This window comes from Nitrospirota bacterium, assembly GCA_015233895.1.
Lineage (GTDB): Bacteria > Nitrospirota > Thermodesulfovibrionia > Thermodesulfovibrionales > Magnetobacteriaceae > Magnetomonas.
The window spans coordinates 38,460-60,190 of sequence record JADFXG010000009.1; the positions used below are offsets into that span (position 1 = coordinate 38,460).

Below are 21,731 nucleotides of genomic sequence, written 5' to 3' on the forward strand. Positions count from 1 at the left end.
AGTGAAAGATGAAAACAGGGAAACTTGAAATACACATTTTATTTATTGTGCTCTTGATGTGTTTTGCCATAGCGCTTAAGAATCATCTTAAGCTTTACCTCTCAGGCTTTGATGGTTTTGTGTTAACCATAAAGAGTATCTGTCATTTAGTTTTGTTTGTTTTGAAATAAAATTTCTTTGAGCTTATTTAAGCACGTCAGTATTTCTTTCTTTTAAATATAAACAAGCCGGATAACCCTGCAATCACCATAAGTGAGGACAGTATCTGTCCCATACTGATAAGGCCGAAAAACAGTCCTAACTGGGGGTCTGGTTCTCTGAAAAATTCCACAGTAAATCTAAAAACCCCGTAAAGAAATACAAATAGTGAGATAGTTATACCGCGTTTTTCTATTCGGTCCTTTAATGACCATAAGATTACAAATGAAACCACTCCTTCAAGGAGCAGCTCATACAGTTGAGACGGATGGCGTGGCATTGGGCCGCCACCGGGAAACACCATAGCCCAGGGCACGTCGGTTACACGGCCATAAAGCTCACCGTTTATAAAATTGCCAAGCCTGCCCAGCGCTAGCCCCATTGGTACTGTTAGTGCAACAATGTCACAAACAACAACAAAATCCAGTTTCCTTGCTTTGCAAAATAAATACGCTCCCGTTAAACACCCTACGAGGCCGCCATGAAATGACATTCCTCCCTGCCACACTGCAAACACACTCCATGGGTTATTGATGTACCAGGAAAGATTGTAAAACAATACATAACCAAGCCTCGCTCCCAAAACCAGAGATAGAATCAGATAAACGTACAGATTTTCAACATCCTCCGGTTTAATGCCTGTCTTTCTGCGCTTCATCTCCCTCTGCACTATTAAGTAAGACAGGACAAAGCCGATAAGATACATAAGGCCGTACCATCTTACTTGAAGCGGCCCGATTTTAAATAAATATGGCTTTATTTGCGGATATGCCAACATATGGTGTATAATATTAACATATCGGCAGAAAATAAGAGAAGTAATGCAGAAAAAGACAAGAGCTTTCTTTGAAATAATTCGTTATAATGCAAGAGCACACGCTGTTTTTTTTGCTGCTCTCGCTGCTATTGGCTTTATAGTGTACTCAAATATTTTCAGTGTTCCGTTTTTCTTTGATGACGTCAACTTAAACAATTACACCTCTTTTACTGGTTGGAACTCCCAGCGCTCGCTGGTTGTGGACACGTTTGTTTTAAATTATAAGCTTGGCGGCCACAGTGTCATGGGATACCACCTTGCCAACATTATACTTCACATCATTAATGCTGTTTTAATCTACGCATTGTTGGTTCTTGTACAGAGAACTCCGTACTTTGAAGGCAAAATTAAACACAGCCGTCTATCCCCTTTTTTTGCAGCCATGGTTTTTGTTGCCCATCCGATATCCATACAGGCAGTTACTCTGACAATTCAACGCTTCACCCTGCTCTCCACTACTTTGTACCTTCTGGCTATATTGCTTTACACCATGTGGAGACTAAAGGAGGGGCGAACTGCCACGGTTTATTATATCCTCTCATTGTGTGTATATCTTTTGTCAATCAGAGCAAAGGAAACTGTTATCACTCTCCCTGCAATACTTTTTATCTACGAATTTTGTTTTTTTAAGGGAGACAAACACAGGCGTGTGATATATATTTTACCATATTGTGTAATTGCATCTTTAATCGTTGTTGATTATTTTAAATTCAGCCTTTTTGTTGAATCACCTGATGTCCCAGTGCAGCAAAACGCCGACGTGCTGCGGCAAAACGCTAATCTGCCTTCGTCTCAGAATTTTGAAAACAGAGCTCAGTTTCTGTTTACCCAGTTAAGGGTAATTGTAACCTACATGCGGATGCTCATACTGCCTTATGGTCTCACTCTAATCCACCATTTCACTATTTCCAAATCGTTTTTTGACTTAAAAGTGGTTTCTTCTCTGATAGTTATCGTATTTCTTGCCGGAACTGCCTGCTATTTTTTTTATAAATCACATTACGATAAAAAATTTATGGAAATGGAACCTGCTACAATGCGTCTCATGTCGTTTTGGATAGCATGGTTTTTTATTACACTTTTGCCTCAGTCAAGCATAATATCAACGCAGAACTGGATTATTCTTGAGCATCGGGTTTACCTGCCTGCAATTGGTTTTACAGCCGTGATTTCAGCTCTAAGCGCAGAGATTGCTAAAAGACAATTCCGGTATATTACTGTATATTTGCCTTGTGCTATTCTAATAGTAACACTGTGTGCTGTCACTTATACAAACAACTCAAAGTGGCAGAGTGAGACGTCAGTGTGGGAAGACAATGCCCGTAAGGAACCGCTCCATCATTATGTTCATATTCTTCTTGGCAATGTTTATCTGTCAAATAAACGTTTTGACGATGCAGCCAAACAATATAAAATAGCTTTGAAGCTAAAACCTGATGACCCGATAAACCATAATAACATCGGCAATATTTACCTTAGAAATGGGGATGTCAATTCTGCATTCAGTGAATTTTCAGAGGCAATAAGGCTTAAACCTGACTATGCCGAGGCTCACAACAATCTTGGGAATGTTTATATTGCTAAAAAAGACCTTGAAAAAGCATTTGCACAATTTGAAAAAGCTGTAAACATAAAGAAAGATTATGTGGAGGCACTGAATAATCTGGGAAACGTTTATTTTAAGCAAGGTAAACCTGATGAAGCATTTAAGTATTACGAAAAGGCTGTAAAAATAAATCCAAACTCAGCAGAAACCCACAGCAATCTGGGAGCATTTTATATCCAGAAAGGTATTCTTAACAAGGCTTATGAACAATACACTCTAACTCTTAAACTTGATCCTTATAATTCTAACGTAAAGGCTTATGTTGACCTTTTAAAGCAATATAGATAAACAGAGGAGACAGGGCTATTAACAAATGCAGCTCCTTTAAGTTACTATTATGTTGTGAATTTAAATTTTCAGGGAGTTTTGTGATTTGATAACGAATTTTTCAGCTAAACGTTGGCTGCAGATATTTTTGATTGTAATAGTCTGCGTCCTTTCTTATTCAAACTCATTAAACTGTCCTTTTACTTTTGATGATGCATATCTGGAACAATACAAATCTCTGAATATAGATACGCATAATTTAACAAATACTCTTATAAGTGTGCTGTGGTCCCAACGATACCTGCCCGTAGCCACATTTGCGTTAAATTATAAATTGCACGGCTTTAAAACGCCAGGGTATCATATTGTAAATCTGATAATACATATTCTGACAGCTATTTTACTTTACTGGTTTGTTGTATTTACTTTCAGAAGTCCTAAACTTCAAGACACATTTAGTGAAAATACAGTGTCGCTGTTGGCATTTTTCACATCAGCTATATTTTCAGTACATCCTCTTTCAGTCATGTCTGTTACATTTATAGTTCAAAGATTTACCTCGCTTGCCGCTATGTTTTATATCCTCACTATGGTGTTATACGCTAAGTACCGGGTTGCTTCCAATAAGGAGGGCAAAGCCACACGTTATTATATTTTCTCTGTGTGCGCTGCCTTAATTTCCACGCGTACGAAGGAGATTGTAGTCACTCTTCCTGTAATTATATTCATATATGAGTATATGTTTTTTCAAGACAGCTTAAAAAAGAAACTTATCCGCTGTTTGCCGTTTTTTATAATCATCCCGATTGTCTTTAATACTTCATTTAAGCAGGGATTATTAGATACTATTGGAGTGTTAAATGCCTGGAGGATGGCAAGTGTTACTGAAAATGTGGATAAGACTCAGAAGGGAAGGTGGGTAACATTCAGCCATAACAAGGAGGCGTTAGCGGCACTTAAGGAGGGACCTGCGGCAGCAATGAAAGTACACACGTGGAAAGAACATGCACTAACTCAGTTAAGGGTTACATGCTCGTACATGCGTATGCTTGTGCTGCCGTACAAACTTGCTCCAATATATTTTTATACTGCGTCCCGTACGTTTTGGGAACCTGCGGTTTTGGCCTCTCTTTCATTTTTAATTTTTATTGTCCTTTTATCAATATTTTTGTTTTTCACATATAATCAGACTGAAACCTCAATTCGTGCAGTGTCTTTGTTAGTTCCCTTTGGTATGTTTTGGTTTCTACTGAACATTTTACCGCAGTCAGCTGTCAGACCAGCCGATAACTATGAAATCTTTGATTACAGAACTTATTTGCCTTCAATAGGGTTTATTTTTGCCTGTGTTACGATGGTCTTTTATTTGTTTGGGGAGAAACGGCAAAAATACGTAGCTGTTTTGTTAACCTTTATACTCATAGTATTTGCCATATTAACTTATAAGAGAAACAGTTACTGGAAAACGGAGGAAAGGTTATGGCAGGAAAATATAAGGAATTATCCCCTTAATCCCATCCCTCACATAAATCTCGCTAATGCGTATCTTAGTATGGAAAAGTACGGCCAGGCAATAAAGGAGTTTAGGGCATCCATAGAGTTGGACCCTTTTTATGTTAAGGGGTATAATAATATCGGCTACATATACATTAAGCTTGGTGATAAGGATAAAGCGGAGGAGGAGTTTAGAAAGGCTCTCAGGGTACAACCTTCTTATGCCGAGGCGCATCACAACCTTGGCAACCTTTTTTTGGACAAAGGCCTGGAAGACAAAGCGATGCTTGAATACTCACTGGAGGCATCTTTTGATCTGTACCCGGCTGATGCTTACATGGGTATGGCAGGAATATATTTTAAAAAAGGATTACTTAACGAGGCATTAAAAAGTTATAAAAAAGCTATCGCTAATCGCCACGGCTTTCCTGAGGCACATTTCTCTTTAGGTACTGTTTACGACAGGCTTGGAAATGCTGACGAGGCGATAAAGGAATTTCAAATTGCGATAAAGCAACGCCCCGGATATGTTAGCGCACTCATGAACATTGGAAACATATATCTAAGACAGGGATTTTATGGAGATGCCATGAGACAATTTCAAGAGGTTCTTGCGTTTAAACCTGACAGTGCAGAGGCTCACGCTGGCATCGCCAATGTGTATGCCGATGCCGGTCAGCCTGACAGCGCAGTAAATGAGTATTTAAAAGCAATAGAGCTTAAACCTGACGTATCAGAGTTTCACAACAACCTTGGTACCGTGTATCAAACCAAAGGGCTGTTTAAACAGGCGTCTGATGAGTACAGGAGGGCGTTGGCAATAGAGCCCAAAAATATCAATGCCAGAGAGAATCTTCAATCCCTACCTGAGAATTTTAGAAATAATGACGCTGAGACTAAATGAACTACTAACCGTGTTTACAGTATATGTTAAAAGATAAGAGCATGATACGAGCTGCAATTGTTTTAGCAATGTTTTTCTCCGTATTAATTACTAATCGGTATGTTGACTTTGATAATGCAATAGTGAACGGATTTTCAGATATTTCTTATTACACGAATATCGCTAAAGCATCTCCAAACTTAACAAAATATTTTACCTCATTTCACCACGCTCAGAGGTTTTTTTTCCCCTATATAATCGGAATGATAAGCCATACAACAGGAGTGCCGTTATATGCCTCTTTTATGATTTTTACAGTTACATTTCTTTTGGCAACGCTCTATGTGATGGACAGGATTCTAATCTTTTATAACCTTAATGCAGCAGGTTATGCTCTTTGTATGGCCATGATAATTTTTAATCCGTATATTTTCAGATTATACCTGTTCTCTCCTGGCATGATTACTGATCTAATGTTTCTCTTTGGCACATCTGTAGTTATATTGGGCTTAATAAAGGACAGCCCGTTGATACTGCTGACCGGCTCCGTTGTTGCAATACTTGCCAGACAAACTGCGGTTGTTTTTATGCCTGGATTTTTCATATGGTTAGCTGTCTCTGAGGGTTTTGAGAGTAAAAAGTTTAAAAATAAATTCTTCATATATGCTTTGGTTTCAGTTGTTATCGTTTTATTATATAAAATTACCGGCACAGTTGCCTCTATGTTTGGAGACAAGAATGTTAACCTGCAGCATCTTTATAGCTTAATCCCTTACCTTATGGCGTCAATACCTAATCTGAAAGGAGTAGAAATTATATATTTTTTTGTTAACCTCATAGCAAGGGATACTTTTTCGTTAACTCTTTCTGCTGCCGTTTTAGTGCCTTTAGCTGTGTTTTGCAGGGGAGATGCTAAATTGCCTGAAGATTTTTGGCTTATGATCCTGTTTGCCTTGCTGATAATGTTTCAACCGGTTATGAACGGACACCCCAGCGATGCCACACGTCTTGTTAGCTATGCAGTAATCCCGCTTGTTACGGCTGCCGCCATTCTCTCTGGCCATGTGCCACAGCTTAAGCTAATGGCAAATACGCGTATATTTTTTTTATGTCTCCTTTGCTATATCAGCTCATTCCACCACTACTACAGTCTTGCGCATCTTATAATTCCCTCCTTTTCCAACAATCAATTTGCACTCTTACACTATGTAGTTGTTGCAGCTATTTTTGCTCTTTTGTGGAGAGGATTAAGGCGTAGTTCTACCGTTAGTGACTCATCTCATTAATGGCACTGATAACAGACTCCGCTCTCCTGTCCCATGTGTGGAAAGTTTCTGCATAGTTTAGAATTTCATCTTTCATCAAATCCAGTGAATCCCTCATATTGTAAAAGTGTTCTATAGCGTCAGCCATGTGTTTTGCCGTTGGAGGGTGCGGCAGAACTTTTCCCCAGCGATATTTACCAACTTCATTTATATAAAGGATGTCGTTTGCTATTATTGGGGTAGCCGAGGCCATTGCCTCATAGTATTTAATGGGGGTATATTCGTAGGTGTCTATAAGTTTGATAACTGGCGCAAGGTCTGAGGCTATCAGATAATCAAATGCCTGTTTAAACGGCATGGCAGGATAGAACACAACTCTGTCAGTTAATCCAAGGGTTTTAACCGTATCTTGTACGAGCTTTAAATCAGCTCCGTAACCAATCATAATCAATCTGATATCGTTAAAGTGTTTTAGCAAAGCCATAGCTTCAAGCAAAGTTCCAAGACCGTCCCACCAGGTTATAGTGCCGAGATAGCATATGTAAAAATATTGACTGGATAAATTAAGTTTTTCTCTAAGCGCATTTTTATCCACACCTCTGGTGTAGTTGATATTTGCGATGTCGGTTGCATTGTGTGCAACGATGACATTAGCATTTGGTGTAAGGCTGTGGATATATCTTCTGAGCCCTTCAGTCATGGTTACAATAAGGTCAGTCTTTTTAAATGAGTATGCCTCAAGTTTTTGAATGGTTTTAATTGTTAAGTTGCTGGTTCTTATGAATTTTCCAGCTGAGTAAGCGTGTTTAAGGTTTTTTTCAAAAAGTAAGACGTCTGTTGTTACGTCGTTATATTCAACAATGGTTTTGATGCCGTGTTTTTTTAAAAAAGTAAGAATCACAGGAGTGGTGTAAAGGGAGTATCGGGTGTACACATAAAAATCGCTGCCATCTCGCATAATTTTTTTCAAAGTTTTAATGATACTGTAAGAGTACCTGAGGCACGCTGCCATACGGCCTGCCATTGAGGAGCTTCTCTTAACCGGCAGGATGTGAATTTCATCAGCGTTTATACCTCCGTCATTAATCTCATCATGGTATTTGCCGCCGATAAAGGTAATTCTAAAGTTGCCGGAGTTATGAAAGGCGTTGACAATCCCACGCATATGTGTGCCTATAGCGCCGCGCTCAAATGCGTTTTCTGCTCCTATATAGACAAACCGTTTAAACACTCATATAGATTCTACCCGATTAATCATGAACTGTCAATAAGTTTATTGCTAAATACTGATAGATACAGGGTTTCTATGGGCAATTCGGCGCTATGTTGTAAATTTCTAAGGCTTTTGCTATACTATCTTCGTTTTTAACGATAAATTAAGAGGAGGGTTAAACATGCTTAAGAGAATTTTAGTGAGTTTTATGTTTATACTGTCGTTTTCAGCCGTCTCGTATGCTATGGACTTTTCGGCTGATGTGTTTTTCTCAGGTAAGGGTGGTGAAAAGACTGAAGGCAAGATATTTTTTTCAAAAGACAAAGTCAGAATGGATATGAAAACCCATGGAAATATGACCTCAATTAACAGAATGGACAAAAAAGTCAGTTGGATAATTTTTCATGACAAGAAAATGTATATGGAATCTCCTATGCACGACAATGCTGACAACCCGATGAGTGGTGGAAAAACAAGAAAACCTATGCTTGATGAAAAAGTAGCCGGTGAAGTCAGCAGAAAAGAGGTTGGCACAGAAACCATAGACGGCCATCCCTGCACTAAGTACCTGATTACCTATAAGTCCGGCGCAAAACAGGATGAGATATATCAGTGGTTGGCTAAAGACATTATGTTTCCTGTTAAAACCGCTGCTGTGGACGGCTCATGGACCCAAGAGTACAAAAATATCAAAACCGGCCCTCAGCCAGCAGATACTTTCGAGGTTCCCTCCGGTTACAGCAAAATGCAAATGCCCTCTATGGGGGATATGAAGCAACACCGGTAAACAATGAATATATAATGTACCTAGGCTTTAAGCAGCTCCCTTGCGGCTTTAAGGATATTTTCGGCAGTAAAACCGAAGTGTTCAAACAAGACGCTTGACGGGGCTGAAAGCCCAAATCTGTCAACGCCGATTACTTTGCCTTTAAGTCCGACATACTTGTACCAGGAGAGTGAGGAGCCTGCCTCAACCGCTATTCTTTTTTCAACGTGTGGGGGGAGCACCTGATTCTTATAATCATCCAGCTGTTTATCAAATAACTCAAAAGAAGCCATATTTACAATTCTGACAGCCACCCCTTCTTTGACAAGCTTCTCGTAGGCTTCAAGGGTGCAATGAACCTCTGAGCCTGAGGCTATAAGAATCAACTCAGGGGGCTTTCCGGAATCGGCAAGGACATAGGCACCCTTGTAAATGCCGCGTGCTTTAGCATACTTATTTCTATCAATAACTGGCACGTTTTGACGGGTAAGGATGAGGGCTGTTGTGCCGTATCCGTGCTGAAGGATGTACTGCCATGAGAGCACCGTTTCATTGGCATCTGCCGGACGAATAACAGTAAGTTCAGGAATCGCTCTTAAGGTAGTTAACTGTTCCACTGGGTGGTGGCTTGGGCCATCCTCACCAACCCCTATTGAGTCGTGAGTAAGTATAAAAATAACCTTAAGCCCCATCATAGCGGTCATCCTGACAGAGGGCAACATGTAGCTTGAAAACACAAGATATGTGCCCACATAAGGAATCAAACATCTGCTAAGGGCAATACCGGTAGCTATTGAGGCCATGGAAAACTCCCGTATTCCAAAGTGAATGTTGCGGCCGCTTTCCCCTGGCGCAAAAACAGGTTTGTTCTTTAAAAATGTCTGATTAGAAGGCGAAAGGTCAGCCGAGCCGCCGAGCAAATTTAAAAGTGTATCAGACAGTGCATTCACTACGGCACCTGAGGCTGTACGGGTTGCTACAGACTTGCCGGGCTCATAGACAGGAAGGAGCGCTCCAAGGTCAACGTTTATTTTTCCGCTCATAAAGGTATCCCAAAGCTCTGCCTCCTTAGGAAAGGCTTGTCTATATCTCTCAAACAAATCAAGCCAGAGGTTTTGCAGTTTCTCTCCATTCTTAACAGCACTACGGCAGAGTTCCAGTGCCTCTTTGGGTACATGAAACTCCTCATCCGGCCAGTTAAAGTGTGCCTTTGTGGCTTTAACCTCATCGGGCCCAAGCGGCGCTCCGTGAATATCTGCGCTGTCTTGTTTATTTGGGCTGCCATACCCAAGGTGAGTTTTGACAATTATGATAGAAGGGCGATTTTTTTCAGCCTTTGCATTTTCGATTACCTTGTAAAGCTCTCCATGGTCATAGCCGTCAGCGTACTGAACGTGCCAGCGCTGGGACTCAAATCTCATACCAACATCCTCTGTGAACGTTAAATCCGTTGAGCCGTCTATCGTCGTTTTATTTGAGGAGTATAGATAGATCAGTTTGCCAAGTTGCAGGTGTCCGGCTATCGAGGAGGCCTCATAAGAAACTCCCTCCATTAAATCACCATCGCTGACTATGCCATAGATGTTGTAGTCTATCAGGTCAAAACCTGGCCGGTTAAACGTATCGGCAAGATATTTCTCTGCCATTGCCATTCCCACTCCTACGGCAAAACCATATCCAAGCGGTCCGGTTGAGACCTCCACCCCTGTTGATAAACAGTACTCCGGATGTCCAGGAGTACAGGTATCCATTTTACGGAAATTCTTTATATCATCAATGGATATGTTATACCCGGTTAGATGCAACAAACTATACAACATCATAGACCCATGTCCGGCAGAAAGTATAAATCTGTCTCTATTAGGCCATACGGTATCCTTTGGGTTATGTTTTAAAAACTTTGTCCACAACACGTAAGCCATGTCAGCATCACCCATAGGCATGCCGGGATGTCCTGAATTAGCCCTTTGTACCGCATCTATAGCCAGCATCCTTATTGTGTTGACACATAGCTCATCTACTCTCTCCATTTACCAGCCTCCAAAAATTTTATAACTTTTATTTTACTCCTTATGGCTGTGATTTGTCAACTTTAATGAGATTGAATTTAAAAATAACAGTCTGTTTACAAACCCAGCGGCTTAGATTATTATAGTTGAGGGGTATTGATTAAATCTCTGAAGGAGGAAATAATTACGATGAAAAGTTTAAAGGGGACAAAGACGGAAAAAAATCTGCTCGGCTCATTTGCCGGTGAATCACAGGCCAGAAACCGCTACTCGTATTTTTCAAAGGTGGCAAAAAAAGAGGGCTTTGAGCAAATATCAGCAATATTTGCCGAAACCGCCGATAACGAAAAAGTACATGCTAAGAGATTTTTTAATTTTTTAGAGGGAGGGGATGCAGAAATTACGGCAACATTTCCAGCTGGTGTGATTGCCGACACAAAGGCTAACCTCAGCGCTGCCGCCGATGGCGAACTCCATGAGCATACTGTGTTGTATCCGGAGTTTGCAAAGGTTGCCGATGAAGAGGGATTCCCTGCCGTTGCCTCAGCCTTCAGAGCCATTGCCATGGTTGAGAGAGAACACGAAAAGAGATACCGCGCCCTGTTAAGCAATATAGAGAAAAATGAGGTCTTTAGCCGCACGTCAAAAGTAAAATGGAAATGCAGAGTCTGCGGCTTTGCCGTTGAGGGAAACAATGCGCCCGATAACTGCCCAGGATGCGGACATCCTAAAGCACACTTTGAAATCGCTGCGGAAAATTACTGATACAAAATAGCACTCAAACTGTTCTGAGCGTAACATATATTCTACCAAGCCGCAGTCAGAAGCGTCCCCTAAAGAGGAGTCCCCTTGGCGGCAAGGAGAAAGCGACTCAGACGTACTTTGTAGGGGCGAATAATTATTCGCCCCTACTTTTGGCATGCCAACGAAGTTAGGCAATTGAATGCGGCTTTTGTGGTTAGTCTTTTGGTGGTCTTGTCCCGCCAGAGTTTAACCCAAACTTTTCGAGTCTGTACCAAAATGTCTTATAACTCATACCAAGGAACCTGGCTGCCCGCGCTGCCACATTATTTGCCTTTATCATAGCTTTCTTTAGGAGTTCCCTTTCCAGTTCTTCAAAATTTATTCCCTCATCAGGGATTTCAATGTTAAGTACCCCATTACCCTCCGGTGTTTTAAGCTCTCCCTTTATATCGTCAAGGCTTATGACGCTGCCGTCTGTCATAAGCACAGCACGTTCTATGACAGCACTCAGTTGTCTGATGTTACCGGGCCAGTGGTAGTCCATCAGGTGCTTAAGCGCACTGTCATTTAAACCTGTCACCTGTTTTCCGAATTCCTCGTTGTGCTTTTCTATAAAAAACTCAACCAAAAGGGGAATATCCTCTTTTCGTTCAGACAGTGAGGGCAGTGAAATTGTCACTACTTTAAGACGATAGTACAGGTCATCGCGGAACTTGCCCTGTGAAATTTCCTTTTCCAGGTCCTTGTTGGTGGCAGCTATAATTCTCACATTTACCTTTATACTTTCCTTGCCGCCGAGGCGTCTGATCTCTTTGTCCTGAAGCACTCTGAGCAGCTTAGTCTGAGTAAGAAGCGGCATATCTCCGATTTCATCAAGAAACAGAGTCCCTGAGTCGGTGGATTCAAGGAGCCCAATCTTTCTGTGTGTAGCGCCTGTAAAGGCTCCCGCTTCATAACCGAATAACTCGCTTTCTATAAGGTTATCCGGAATTGCAGCACAGTTAATGGCAGTAAAAGGACAGGTTTTTCTTAAACTGTTATAGTGAATCGCTCTGGCTACCAGTTCTTTGCCTGTACCGCTCTCTCCGTTTATAAGGACTGTTGCTGTGGTAGGAGTGACCTTTTTAACCACCTCCATTACCTCTTTTAACTTCTTTGACTGCCCGATGATACCGTCTATTTTAAACTTATCATAGAGCTCACTGTGGAGACGGAGGTTTTCTCTCAGGAGATTCATTCTCTCAACGGCCTTTGCCACTATCAACAGGATAACGTCCTTATCCAGAGGTTTTGTAAGATAATCAAAGGCGCCCTTTTTCATAGCCTCCACGGCGCTTGAAATAGTGCCAAATGCTGTTATTACAACGACAGCGGGTCTTAGGGGTTCGTAGGGAAGATGGTCAAGCAACTGGACTCCCGTCATCCCTCCCATTTTTAAATCGGTTATTACCACATCCGGAATTAACTCGTTTATGAGTTTTAAACCGTTTTCAGCAGAGTCTGCTGTAAAGGCCTCATACCCCTCATCTGCTAAAATGGTTTTAAGAATATCCCGCTGTAGCGGTTCATCGTCTATTATTATGATTCTGGACACAATTTTGTACAAGGGCATGGGAGGATTAACCTTACCTCAGTGCCCTCTCCCTCCTTACTTTCTATTTCTACCCGTCCCCCGTGCTCCTCCATTACCCTTAGTGTCATAGGAAGGCCAAGGCCTGGATGATTTTGCTTAGTGGAAAAAAACGGTTCAAATACTTTTTTCATGTTCCCGTCTGATATGCCGGAGCCGTTGTCGCATATTGACAACATAAACTCCTCTGCGTGTACTGTCGCTATTTTCAGTGTTCCGGCTCTGCCTGTGTTTGACATTGCCTGAAAGGCGTTTGTTATCATATTCATAATACAGGTCTTAAGGAAATCCTCATCAACTTTTAGCTCTATGTCATTGTCATAGTCTCTTATTATTAAGATACCCTCTGCCTCTGCCTTTGCCCATATAAGCGCTATTACGTCTTCAAGCACGCTGTTTATTCTTACCGGCATCAGTGTAAATGTGAGAGGACGGCTGAAATCCAGATAGCCGTTTACAAATTTATTGAGTCTCTGAATTTCGTGTTTTATACTGACTACAAGATTTGTAAACTGTTTGGCATTGTTATTTTCTACAGGCGCAAATTTGTCATTTATATAATCTATGCTCAGATTTATAAAGTTAAGGGGATTTCTTATCTCATGAGCCATATCACGGGTTAACTGTACAAGGCCTGCAAGGTGTTGTGCATCACGGAGTTTATCTTCAAGATTTTTGCTTTCCCGCAGTTTTTCCGCCATGTAGTTGAAACTATCCGCCAGTTGGCCTATTTCATCGTTGCTGTAAACCGGTATGTGCTGGTTTAAGTCCCCTGCTGAGATGCGTCTTGAGGCATCTGCTATCTGCTTAATAGGAAGGGTGTAACGTCTTGAAAACACCAAAGTTATCAGAGTAGCTATGCTAAAGACAAGCATTGTCATAAATATTCTCTTAAGCGTGTTTTGTTTGATCAAGGAGGACAGGTCCTCTTTGTTAATTATAAGATGAATGTAGCCGTACTGCTGACCATCGGCCACTATTGGAACTATGACATTATAGTTTTTTTCGTCGTCAGAGACATGTTCACCCAGTTCGGCTTTTATTACGAGTTCTTTTTTTCTGTGTGAAACCGGAGCGCCAACTTTTAACTGGTTTGTGCTGGCCAGTATCTCTTTTGAGTCGGTGCTGATTATCGAGATTTCTTTAATCCCTTTCTTATTCAGGTTTTTCAGATACTTGGAAAGCCTTGCTCTGTCGGATTTTCCTGTGATTTCCTCCACCCCTATCTGGATAGCTTTCGTAAGCTCACCGGTTTGACGCTCTACCTGCAAAAGAAGGTTTTTTTCAAGTTGAAGGTTAAAAAAAATCAGCGAGGCTGTTACTATAATCGTAAGGAGCATCATCATAAATATAAGGCGGATCTTTATGGACGGTATGAAAAAAAGCCTCTTAATCATTAGCAATTATAACATTTCTACGTACTTTCTCAGTAGGTTAAGGATGTAATTTCTTTTACTCCCCTAAACGTTACTGCTGCACTCTGTAGAGAAAGCTTATTTGTGAGTTTTCACTGGGATTACTTATTCTTTCCGTTCGGATTTCCATACTGTAGTACAAAAACTGATAACCAGTGCTGCCTGTGCCGTCATCGGCATATTTAACGTCTATGATTTTACTGTATGTGCAGTAATCACCCAACTGTGCAACTACATCGGGGCAGTCTTTAGCGTTAGTGCCTGTCACGTTATCTTTTGCCCCTGAGCAGGTAGTAGTTACGCCTACGCAGTCACCTGTCCGGGTAAAGGCCACACAGCTTGTTGACCACGCATTAGAGTAGCCGCCGACAGCGGTGTCCCCTACGCTGTTGCCTATAGTTGCGTAAGCAAGTTTAGCAGCAAGGCAATTTGGCATTTGTGGGTTTCCAGAGTCGGGGGCAGTTTTTGATGGGGTGTTAAGAGCCAGATTCATCATCACATCAGACTGCCCCTTACCGGCATCCAGCGCTGTAGCATACCTTTGAGTCAACCCTGAGACCTTAGTCCCCTGTATAGTCATAAACATCAGCGCCCCCGTAAAGGCTAAAGCCATAACTGCAAACAACATCGTTAAGACCAATGCAAATCCTTTTTCGGTTTTCATGTAAAAAAACTCCCTCAATTTAGGTTAACTGTTTTAGCATCTAATGTAACCACTTTCCACTTATAGTTCTGGTAATTGGTCAGAGCTGTCAAATCGTAATTCCTGAGAGTTATATTGCTATCCCCAATGACAACGCTTGAGGAGGCATAAGTGAAATCCTTATCAAACTGCCCGTCCTGAAGCAAAATGAAAACCTTTACCTCTCTCAGATAGGAACGGACGTTGGCAGCAGTGGTCAAATCAGTAGCAGAGCCCACTGCACCGGAGGCTGAAACCCACGTAAGTGCACCAGCTATATTAAGACCTAAGGCTGCCTGAAAATCTAAAACACAATCCATTATTGGTTGTTCGGTTCTTTTGCCGTCTGATTGATTAATCACACCCCTGTAGAGAGTGTATGAACTCTGGTGACATTTTGAAGAGAATGAGGCAGGCCTCTTAAGGAAATAATCCACACGGTTATAGGGCATACGAGGCGTTGTCGTACTTAGCCCGTATATTAAATTAACATCTGTGGCTGAGCCGGGATCAAAACAAGCGGCACTTCCAGGCCACGTTGTGTACCAGTTACAGCCTGCTTGTTGCTGTAAAGTTCTTGACACAGGTGGGGAAGTTCCAGTATTCAATACAATTACTTTATCGCCGTTTTGGAAATCCCTTGTTGTGTCATTCCATGTCTGAGTTGTTCCAACGCCGGCTACTTTATATCTTACAGTGTATTTCTTAGTCAAGCTATTAGTGCTACTTGTGTTACCTGTTGTTGCAACAAGTGATTTTATTACAAGTACGTCAGAGCCGCCATCTCCGGCATTATTACTAATGATGACTGCTCTGGGTGCATTGGGTGCTGCATCGTTGAATGTGTTTGGGTTGACAGTGTAAGTGCCGTCACTTGCGGCCTCCGATATAGCTGGCGATGGCGCTCCAGGCAGTGTCCATGGAAGACCGTAACCTGCCATTTCTAAGTCGTATCTCAGTATGTTAAGACCAAGGACATCTTCTATCTGGGTTTCTGTCAGCTTAGTTTCTGACTTAAAGCTCTTTGAAAGCGTGATAAAAGTGGCAAAAGTAGCGGCAAGTATTGCCGAAAGTATAAAAAGCGCTACTATTAGTTCAACAAGAGTAAATGCGTTTTTTTTCATTGCTGCCATCCGTAGTTTCATAGTCAGTACGTTCCTATAATTGTTGACGTGTTATAGGTATAGGTTTGCCCCTTATATATCCAATTTATATAAAGGTCAACTCTTGCACTGTCAGCCATATAGGTTATAGTTCTGTTTAGGGTGTAGGTTATATTATAATTTTTAATGGCACTGTTTACGGTATAATTTGAATTTGTAACAACGGCAGCAACACCACTCGCGGAAATTGAGGCAATGTTTCGCTGAGCTTCAATCTCCTGCTTTGCCACATTTACGGCATTATCTCTGAGGAGATTTTTTGTTGTTGCATCAGCCGATATAATTATAGCCTGTAAAAGCCCTAACAGCACAACTGTTAAAATAAGCATAGACATCAGTGCCTCTATGAGTGTAAAACCGCTATTTTCTTTGATGCCTTTGTAGTTAACTCCGCTAATAAAATACTGGATTCCTGCCTTCGCAGGAATGACAAAAAAAGAAAAAGGAATGACAGAAAAAAAATCCTCTCCTCTGTCATTCCCGCCTACGAGCGGGAATCCAGTCTTTTTCCATATATACCTAGCAGACAGTAAACTTTCTACCGGAGTTAACTTTGTAAGCATATTTCCATTTATTATTGACACCATTATCCCCCTATTTAATAGTACATTCGCCGCTGTCAAACGTTCCATTTCCATTTGAGTCACACCATTTGCCCATTTTTATCCTCGTACTGGATACAAACAAGCACGAGTATTCAGGATAGTTTATGTTATCACAATTAACTGATGTATCTGCAGGTAAACCGCTACTGTCACAGTCTGTGCAACTGCTGTAAAGTTGAAATCCTGGAGTGCTTGAACACTCAGCGTTCATACAGATTCCCTTGTTATTGAAGGTAATGCTCGTTATCAGCATTGTTGAAAGAGGAGCAACAGGGTAGGTTCCACTAAGTGTTGTGGTTCTGATGGTAACGAATCCTCCGGTGTCGGTTATGTTGTCATTAGAGTTTGTATCACCATTCATGTTATAACTCTGGAAATCGTTACTGGCTGACAGAGTCCATGCTATTCCATAAGCCTTGTTTTCAGCCATAGCCTTAACCCTCATCTCAGCAAGGTCAGAATATAAAAGTTTGATGTTGCCTTCAATCGTGTTTTTTGACCTTTGACCGGTAAATGTGGTTACAAACAGGGTTATGAGTATCCCCATTATAGAAACCACAACGATAACCTCAATAAGGGAAAAGCCCTGCCTTTTCATCTTTCTATCCAATGTATCTTGGCTCCAATTTTAGCTCCTCCCGGAGAGACAAACGGTGGAGCGGACTCAGGGGTTATGCCTGAAAACCACCCGGAGGAGCCGTCTGCGTTGCCAAAGCTTGAGGAAACACCCAGTTGTTTAATTTGAGCCGTTGAAAGCTGCAAAAACAGCGTTCCTTGCGGATTTTTCACACTAAGGGCTGATGTACAGTTGTCGGTTAACGCTTGCCCTGTTGCACAGTTAAGTGACCATGCACGGGATTCACCACCAAAGGAGCAAAGATTGCTTGACGGACGTGTTGATGCAAACAGAACTATATTCTGAGTTGAATCAACTGTAGGATCAGATATATCTCTTTCAGCCAGATAGGAGGTGGTAGCATCATAGCAACTCGATGTGGTTGAACCTGTTCCTGCTGTATAAGCGTCACAGAGACTCTTACTCCATGCCCTGTAGTCTCCGCTGGAAGCCTTAGTACAAGCATCGGCATTGGAGTTTGCGCTGTTTACATTACCGCAGCAGCCGTTTGCCTGGCATCCGCTCATTGGAATACCAAATATCTGGTCAGTGGAAAATGATGTATCAGTTGGGGTCATATAGCGTCCCGACCCGCCAAACACATAGTACGTATTGGTAGTTGAGAAAAAACACTTCCCAATTACTATTTTTGAAGTCACCGGCCTGTTTGCAATGCCGCCAGTAAAGAAGTTTTGGTCAACATTCCAGCAATTCGACCAACCGGTGCAAGTACCAGTACACTTATTTGTAGGGTCGCCTCCTGTCCATACGTTTATGAGACCTCCTTTAAGCCCTGTGGTGGCGTTTGCCCCCAAAACATAACCAAACACGACATAGTCGGTGTATCCATCACCGTTCATATCTAAACCTGTTGTGAATAATCTGCCGCCGTAGCCGTTTTTGAGGCTGTTCCCAAAATCATAGATGTATGGGGCACCAGAGTTGAAAGTCATATCTCTGGTCATATTGGAGTTGAGCTTTATGACAAAATATTCCAGATTCTGAGCCGAATATCCGGTGTAGCTCTGAGGTCCGTTTAGAAACATCACATAGGTGCCGCCGCTGGTTTTAATAACCGCCGGGCCGGAAAGCGAATACCCAAGCAGAGGGTGTGAAAACTCCCACAAAAACTTTGGCGCTGCCGGGTTTGTTATGTCCAGCGCATAATATGAAGAAAGGCCGACGCATGAGCCGTCCGTTGCCTTTGAATTTGAACAGGTATCTGTTGGCGGCTGTATTATATTTGAGTCGCAGGTACCAGAGGATGGGCAGCCGCAGGCCCCGCCAAGTCTCATCCCTCCAATCAGTATTTTTTGAGAGGTAGTAGGTTTGTAGATGTATGACTGTAAATCTGTATAATACAAGTGACAGTACTTAGGGTCTGCTAAATAACGCAGATAGGGCAGTGCATTCCGTGGAATAAACGACCAAAGCTCTTTGCCGAAATCGGCTGTGTTTCCGGTAAGGGCAGCCACCTCATTAGTGCCCAAATTGGACTTTGACAGCAGTCCCAGTTCAAAAGCGTGTAACATGCCGTCATTTCCGCCAGCATATACAACCGTGTAATTGTCATACGTTTCAAGCAATGGGGTTGAATAGACAATGTCTCCGAGTTTCCATGTGGTTGTATTATCACCTATTGTGGTTGTACGGTTTCTAAGGCCGGTTTTGTCGGTCCCTCTGATATACTTGATGACATCATTAAAATTTGAAGTGCCATTTAGTGATGTTGATGAGCCCATATAACTTTGAAACACAGCCTTATTTGCTGTTGTGAACTCAGTTAAGGCGCTAGTGCTTCCTGTGACAGTTGTGTTGTCATAGACGTAAATCATACGTCTGTTAGAGTTTGTTTCACTATCTGTGCGGTTAAAGAGGAGGAGCCCTGCCTCCCAGATATCATTCAGATCGTCAAGAGTAGTTGTTGATACGGGAGTTGTTGAAGTAGCCGTGCCGTTGTCATAGCTATTATATTGGCTTATTACAAGCTGACCGTTTGTATAATCGAAGCTAATAATTTTATCTTTTATTACGTTTAGTTTATAGTCCTTTGGCGGGGTCTCCTCTCTTATATTTTGAGCTTTGGATGTGTTATAGAGCCAGAGGTTGTGTAAATATCCAATCCATGTTAAATCCTGGTCACCGATGGGATTCTGAGGGTAAAAAGCGGCCTGAAGTATGTTTGCCCCTTGCTTGCCTTTATCTGCCAAAACCGATGCGGATGTGCCAGAGGCAGCCTTTGACAAAATAGAGTTAAATGCACTCTCTATACTGGCCTCAATTTCAGCGCCCTCATTAGCCTCAAAATAATTATCGGGAGTACCGTTTCCGTTAGAATCCCACTCATTTGTCGTATTGTCAGAAGGAATGCCATCTTTGTTTAAGTCGTTGAAAGAGCCGTTTATTGTTGCATATTTAAGAAAGGTGGAACCAGTGCCGAATGCATATACGGTAAACAGGGTAAGGTTTTGGGTAAGGTTATCAGTACTGCTTGAACCTCCAACGTAGTTACTCCACTTTGAACCTCTCAGATCATTTGTATGCATGTAAAGGGCTACATCCTCAAGCCCTGCCACACGACCGCTGATGCCGCTCAAATCTTGTGAAAGTTGTGATGTTGCTGGAAACGTATATGACCCAACTGTTACTTGAGGGCATGAACCCACAGCAGGAGAACCTGAATTGGTGCAATTGAATTTAGACCTGCCAGCAGCATAGTCTGCAAGACTGGATGGAATACTGCCATCATAAGAAGGCTCACCATCTGTCAGTAATATTACAAAGCTCTTAGCGCATGGGGCATAAACGGTATTACCAAGAGCGTCTGTGTAGTTATAGTAAGGATCCACAGTGCTGCTTATGGTGTATGAGGATGAACTGTACTTAGGGCCTGTTGTTGAATTAGTGGATGTGGTTGCTGAGCTTAAGTTGGAAGCAACACTCCCAACTTGGGCAAAGTACCCTACTATAGACCATAGGGACTCAGCAAGAGGAGTGGCTGTACTAGGGTCCATAGAGTTTATGTGAGTTACGATGGAGTTATAACTTGACGTTGAGACATAATCCTGAATGATGGCACCACTACCTGACATATCCGCGTAAAAGGCTAAGCCCATCCGAACTTTATTGCCAAATTTCTGGACCAGTCCTGTTGTGTTATCAGAAACACGCACTTTAACGTTGAAGTATCCCTGGGATGTCTGAGTTAAGGTGCAACTGCCTCCAGTTCCGTTTGTGCCGCAATTACCGTTTGTAGTATATATCCGAAAACATCCTTCTCCGATATTTCCGGTGCAGGAGGAGCTTGGAGATATAAAACTGATATAAGCCTGACCGGAGTACGGTGTATAAGATGAGGCGTTTTGTATATATTTGTTAGTCCCTCCGAAGCCGGAGCCGTCTATACCCAAAAGCCGCTCGTAGCCGCCTGATACGGTAGTGTTGTCAAAATTACCTCCAGTCAGCGCTTTTTTCAGTATATCTGTACGGCGCATAGTAAGCCAGTTGAGAAAAGTGCCGTCCCACTCGGTGCTTGCTTTTGTCGTTTCTCCAGCTATCCCACTGCCTGTTTTTGGGTTTGTAGGGTAGAAATATCCGTTACCGGCTGTACTGTTATATGCGTACCAGTAGTTTGGATCAAAATAACCATAATAAGTATAGGTTGGATACGTTCCTGATGCCCCGAATAGATAGCATGGGTATGATGAACTGCTGCAGTCTCCAGCCGTAGTAGAAGAGGGAGTCGTAGCAGTATTGTTATCCATATAGGCAAAGTCTTTCATACTTAAAGAATTATCTAGTAGTATCATAACATTGGGTGTTACATTGCCGGTTATAAATGGCGGCGTTGCACAGAAGTTATTCATTTGAGTTGTAACTGCTGTTGTCGTTGTAGTCGTTGCTGTGGTTGTAGTAGTAGTGCTCGATGCTGTGGTGCTTGACGACTGATAAGTAGTGGTTGACTGATAAGTAGTTGTTGACTGATAAGTAGTGGTGCTTGACTGATAAGTAGTGGTTGACTTATAAGTAGTGGTTGACTGATAAGTAGTGGTTGACTGATAAGTTGTCGTGCTATGCGACACTGCATAAGAGAGCCTTACGTCATATACAAGAAGCAAAGCCATGAAAGACACTACTACACTAGTTATAAAAAAAGCCTTTTTCATATCTCCTCCGAGCCGTAAGATGTTACTCTCCGGCTGATTCTTTATCATTTTTTCGTTATATTTAATGTATTCCAACTAAAATCCCCCTTTTTCACGACTAACCATATTAAAGCATAACAACGTGAAAAAATCATGAAAAGAAAAGGGAATCTGAACTATGATTTTTTTGATTGAATGATGGACTATGATTTT

The 21,731-nt window shown here is 41.8% G+C and carries 16 protein-coding genes; 6 read left to right on the forward strand and 10 right to left on the reverse strand.

The genetic code is table 11. From position 1 onward, the window contains the following. Positions 1-8: 8 nt before the first annotated feature. A complete protein-coding gene (locus tag HQK88_08215; GenBank protein ID MBF0616785.1) occupies positions 9-170 on the forward strand; it encodes a hypothetical protein in 162 nt (53 codons plus the stop codon). 26 nt (positions 171-196) lie between these two features. Here the strand turns inward: HQK88_08215 and HQK88_08220 are convergent, their stop codons facing one another. Continuing rightward, positions 197-973, reverse strand: a complete 777-nt coding sequence (locus HQK88_08220) for a prolipoprotein diacylglyceryl transferase (GenBank protein ID MBF0616786.1) — start codon at positions 971-973, stop codon at positions 197-199. A 46-nt stretch (positions 974-1,019) separates the two neighbouring features. On the opposite strand from HQK88_08220, the gene HQK88_08225 reads away from it, so the two are divergent. The 3 genes from HQK88_08225 to HQK88_08235 all read left to right on the forward strand — a co-directional run bounded on the left by HQK88_08225 (position 1,020) and on the right by HQK88_08235 (position 6,551). Beyond that, positions 1,020-2,909 (forward strand): tetratricopeptide repeat protein, encoded by a 1,890-nt coding sequence (locus HQK88_08225; GenBank protein MBF0616787.1) that lies wholly within the window; start codon positions 1,020-1,022, stop codon positions 2,907-2,909. An 85-nt stretch (positions 2,910-2,994) separates the two neighbouring features. Then, on the forward strand, positions 2,995-5,286 hold the full coding sequence (locus HQK88_08230) for a tetratricopeptide repeat protein (GenBank protein ID MBF0616788.1): 2,292 nt from the start codon (positions 2,995-2,997) through the stop codon (positions 5,284-5,286). Between the two features lie 41 nt (positions 5,287-5,327). Then, positions 5,328-6,551: a hypothetical protein gene (locus HQK88_08235; protein MBF0616789.1), complete on the forward strand. Its 1,224-nt coding sequence runs from the start codon at positions 5,328-5,330 to the stop codon at positions 6,549-6,551. On the opposite strand, the gene HQK88_08240 is transcribed toward HQK88_08235, so the two are convergent. Continuing rightward, a complete protein-coding gene (locus HQK88_08240; protein ID MBF0616790.1) occupies positions 6,532-7,761 on the reverse strand; it encodes a glycosyltransferase in 1,230 nt (409 codons plus the stop codon). The two genes, HQK88_08235 and HQK88_08240, sit on opposite strands and share 20 nt — an antisense overlap. Before the next feature lie 163 nt (positions 7,762-7,924). Between HQK88_08240 and HQK88_08245 the strand changes: the two genes are divergently transcribed. After that, positions 7,925-8,530 (forward strand): DUF4412 domain-containing protein, encoded by a 606-nt coding sequence (locus HQK88_08245; protein MBF0616791.1) that lies wholly within the window; start codon positions 7,925-7,927, stop codon positions 8,528-8,530. Positions 8,531-8,550: 20 nt separating this feature from the next. Here HQK88_08245 and tkt read toward each other — a convergent pair whose 3' ends face one another. Then, the gene (tkt, locus tag HQK88_08250) at positions 8,551-10,539 is read right to left on the reverse strand and encodes a transketolase (GenBank protein MBF0616792.1); all 1,989 of its coding nucleotides are present in this window, start codon (positions 10,537-10,539) and stop codon (positions 8,551-8,553) included. A 168-nt stretch (positions 10,540-10,707) separates the two neighbouring features. Here tkt and HQK88_08255 point away from each other — a divergent pair, with 168 nt between their 5' ends. Then, positions 10,708-11,283 (forward strand): rubrerythrin family protein, encoded by a 576-nt coding sequence (locus HQK88_08255; protein MBF0616793.1) that lies wholly within the window; start codon positions 10,708-10,710, stop codon positions 11,281-11,283. A gap of 193 nt (positions 11,284-11,476) precedes the next feature. Here the strand turns inward: HQK88_08255 and HQK88_08260 are convergent, their stop codons facing one another. The 7 genes from HQK88_08260 to HQK88_08290 all read right to left on the reverse strand — a co-directional run bounded on the left by HQK88_08260 (position 11,477) and on the right by HQK88_08290 (position 21,614). Beyond that, positions 11,477-12,859, reverse strand: coding sequence for a sigma-54-dependent Fis family transcriptional regulator (locus HQK88_08260; GenBank protein ID MBF0616794.1), 1,383 nt, complete (start codon positions 12,857-12,859; stop codon positions 11,477-11,479). Next, on the reverse strand, positions 12,841-14,289 hold the full coding sequence (locus HQK88_08265; GenBank protein ID MBF0616795.1) for a HAMP domain-containing protein: 1,449 nt from the start codon (positions 14,287-14,289) through the stop codon (positions 12,841-12,843). The genes HQK88_08260 and HQK88_08265 overlap by 19 nt, the downstream gene beginning before the upstream one ends. A 70-nt stretch (positions 14,290-14,359) precedes the next feature. Next, positions 14,360-14,971 carry a hypothetical protein gene (locus HQK88_08270; GenBank protein MBF0616796.1) on the reverse strand — a complete coding sequence of 204 codons (612 nt, stop codon included), beginning with the start codon at positions 14,969-14,971 and terminating at the stop codon, positions 14,360-14,362. 14 nt (positions 14,972-14,985) lie between these two features. Then, positions 14,986-16,134 (reverse strand): prepilin-type N-terminal cleavage/methylation domain-containing protein, encoded by a 1,149-nt coding sequence (locus HQK88_08275; protein MBF0616797.1) that lies wholly within the window; start codon positions 16,132-16,134, stop codon positions 14,986-14,988. A 2-nt stretch (positions 16,135-16,136) separates the two neighbouring features. Then, a complete protein-coding gene (locus tag HQK88_08280; protein ID MBF0616798.1) occupies positions 16,137-16,739 on the reverse strand; it encodes a prepilin-type N-terminal cleavage/methylation domain-containing protein in 603 nt (200 codons plus the stop codon). Between the two features lie 7 nt (positions 16,740-16,746). Then, entirely contained in the window at positions 16,747-17,355 is a 609-nt protein-coding gene (locus tag HQK88_08285) for a type II secretion system protein (GenBank protein MBF0616799.1), read from the reverse strand. Continuing rightward, entirely contained in the window at positions 17,352-21,614 is a 4,263-nt protein-coding gene (locus tag HQK88_08290) for a hypothetical protein (protein ID MBF0616800.1), read from the reverse strand. The genes HQK88_08285 and HQK88_08290 overlap by 4 nt, the downstream gene beginning before the upstream one ends. Positions 21,615-21,731 lie beyond the last annotated feature (117 nt).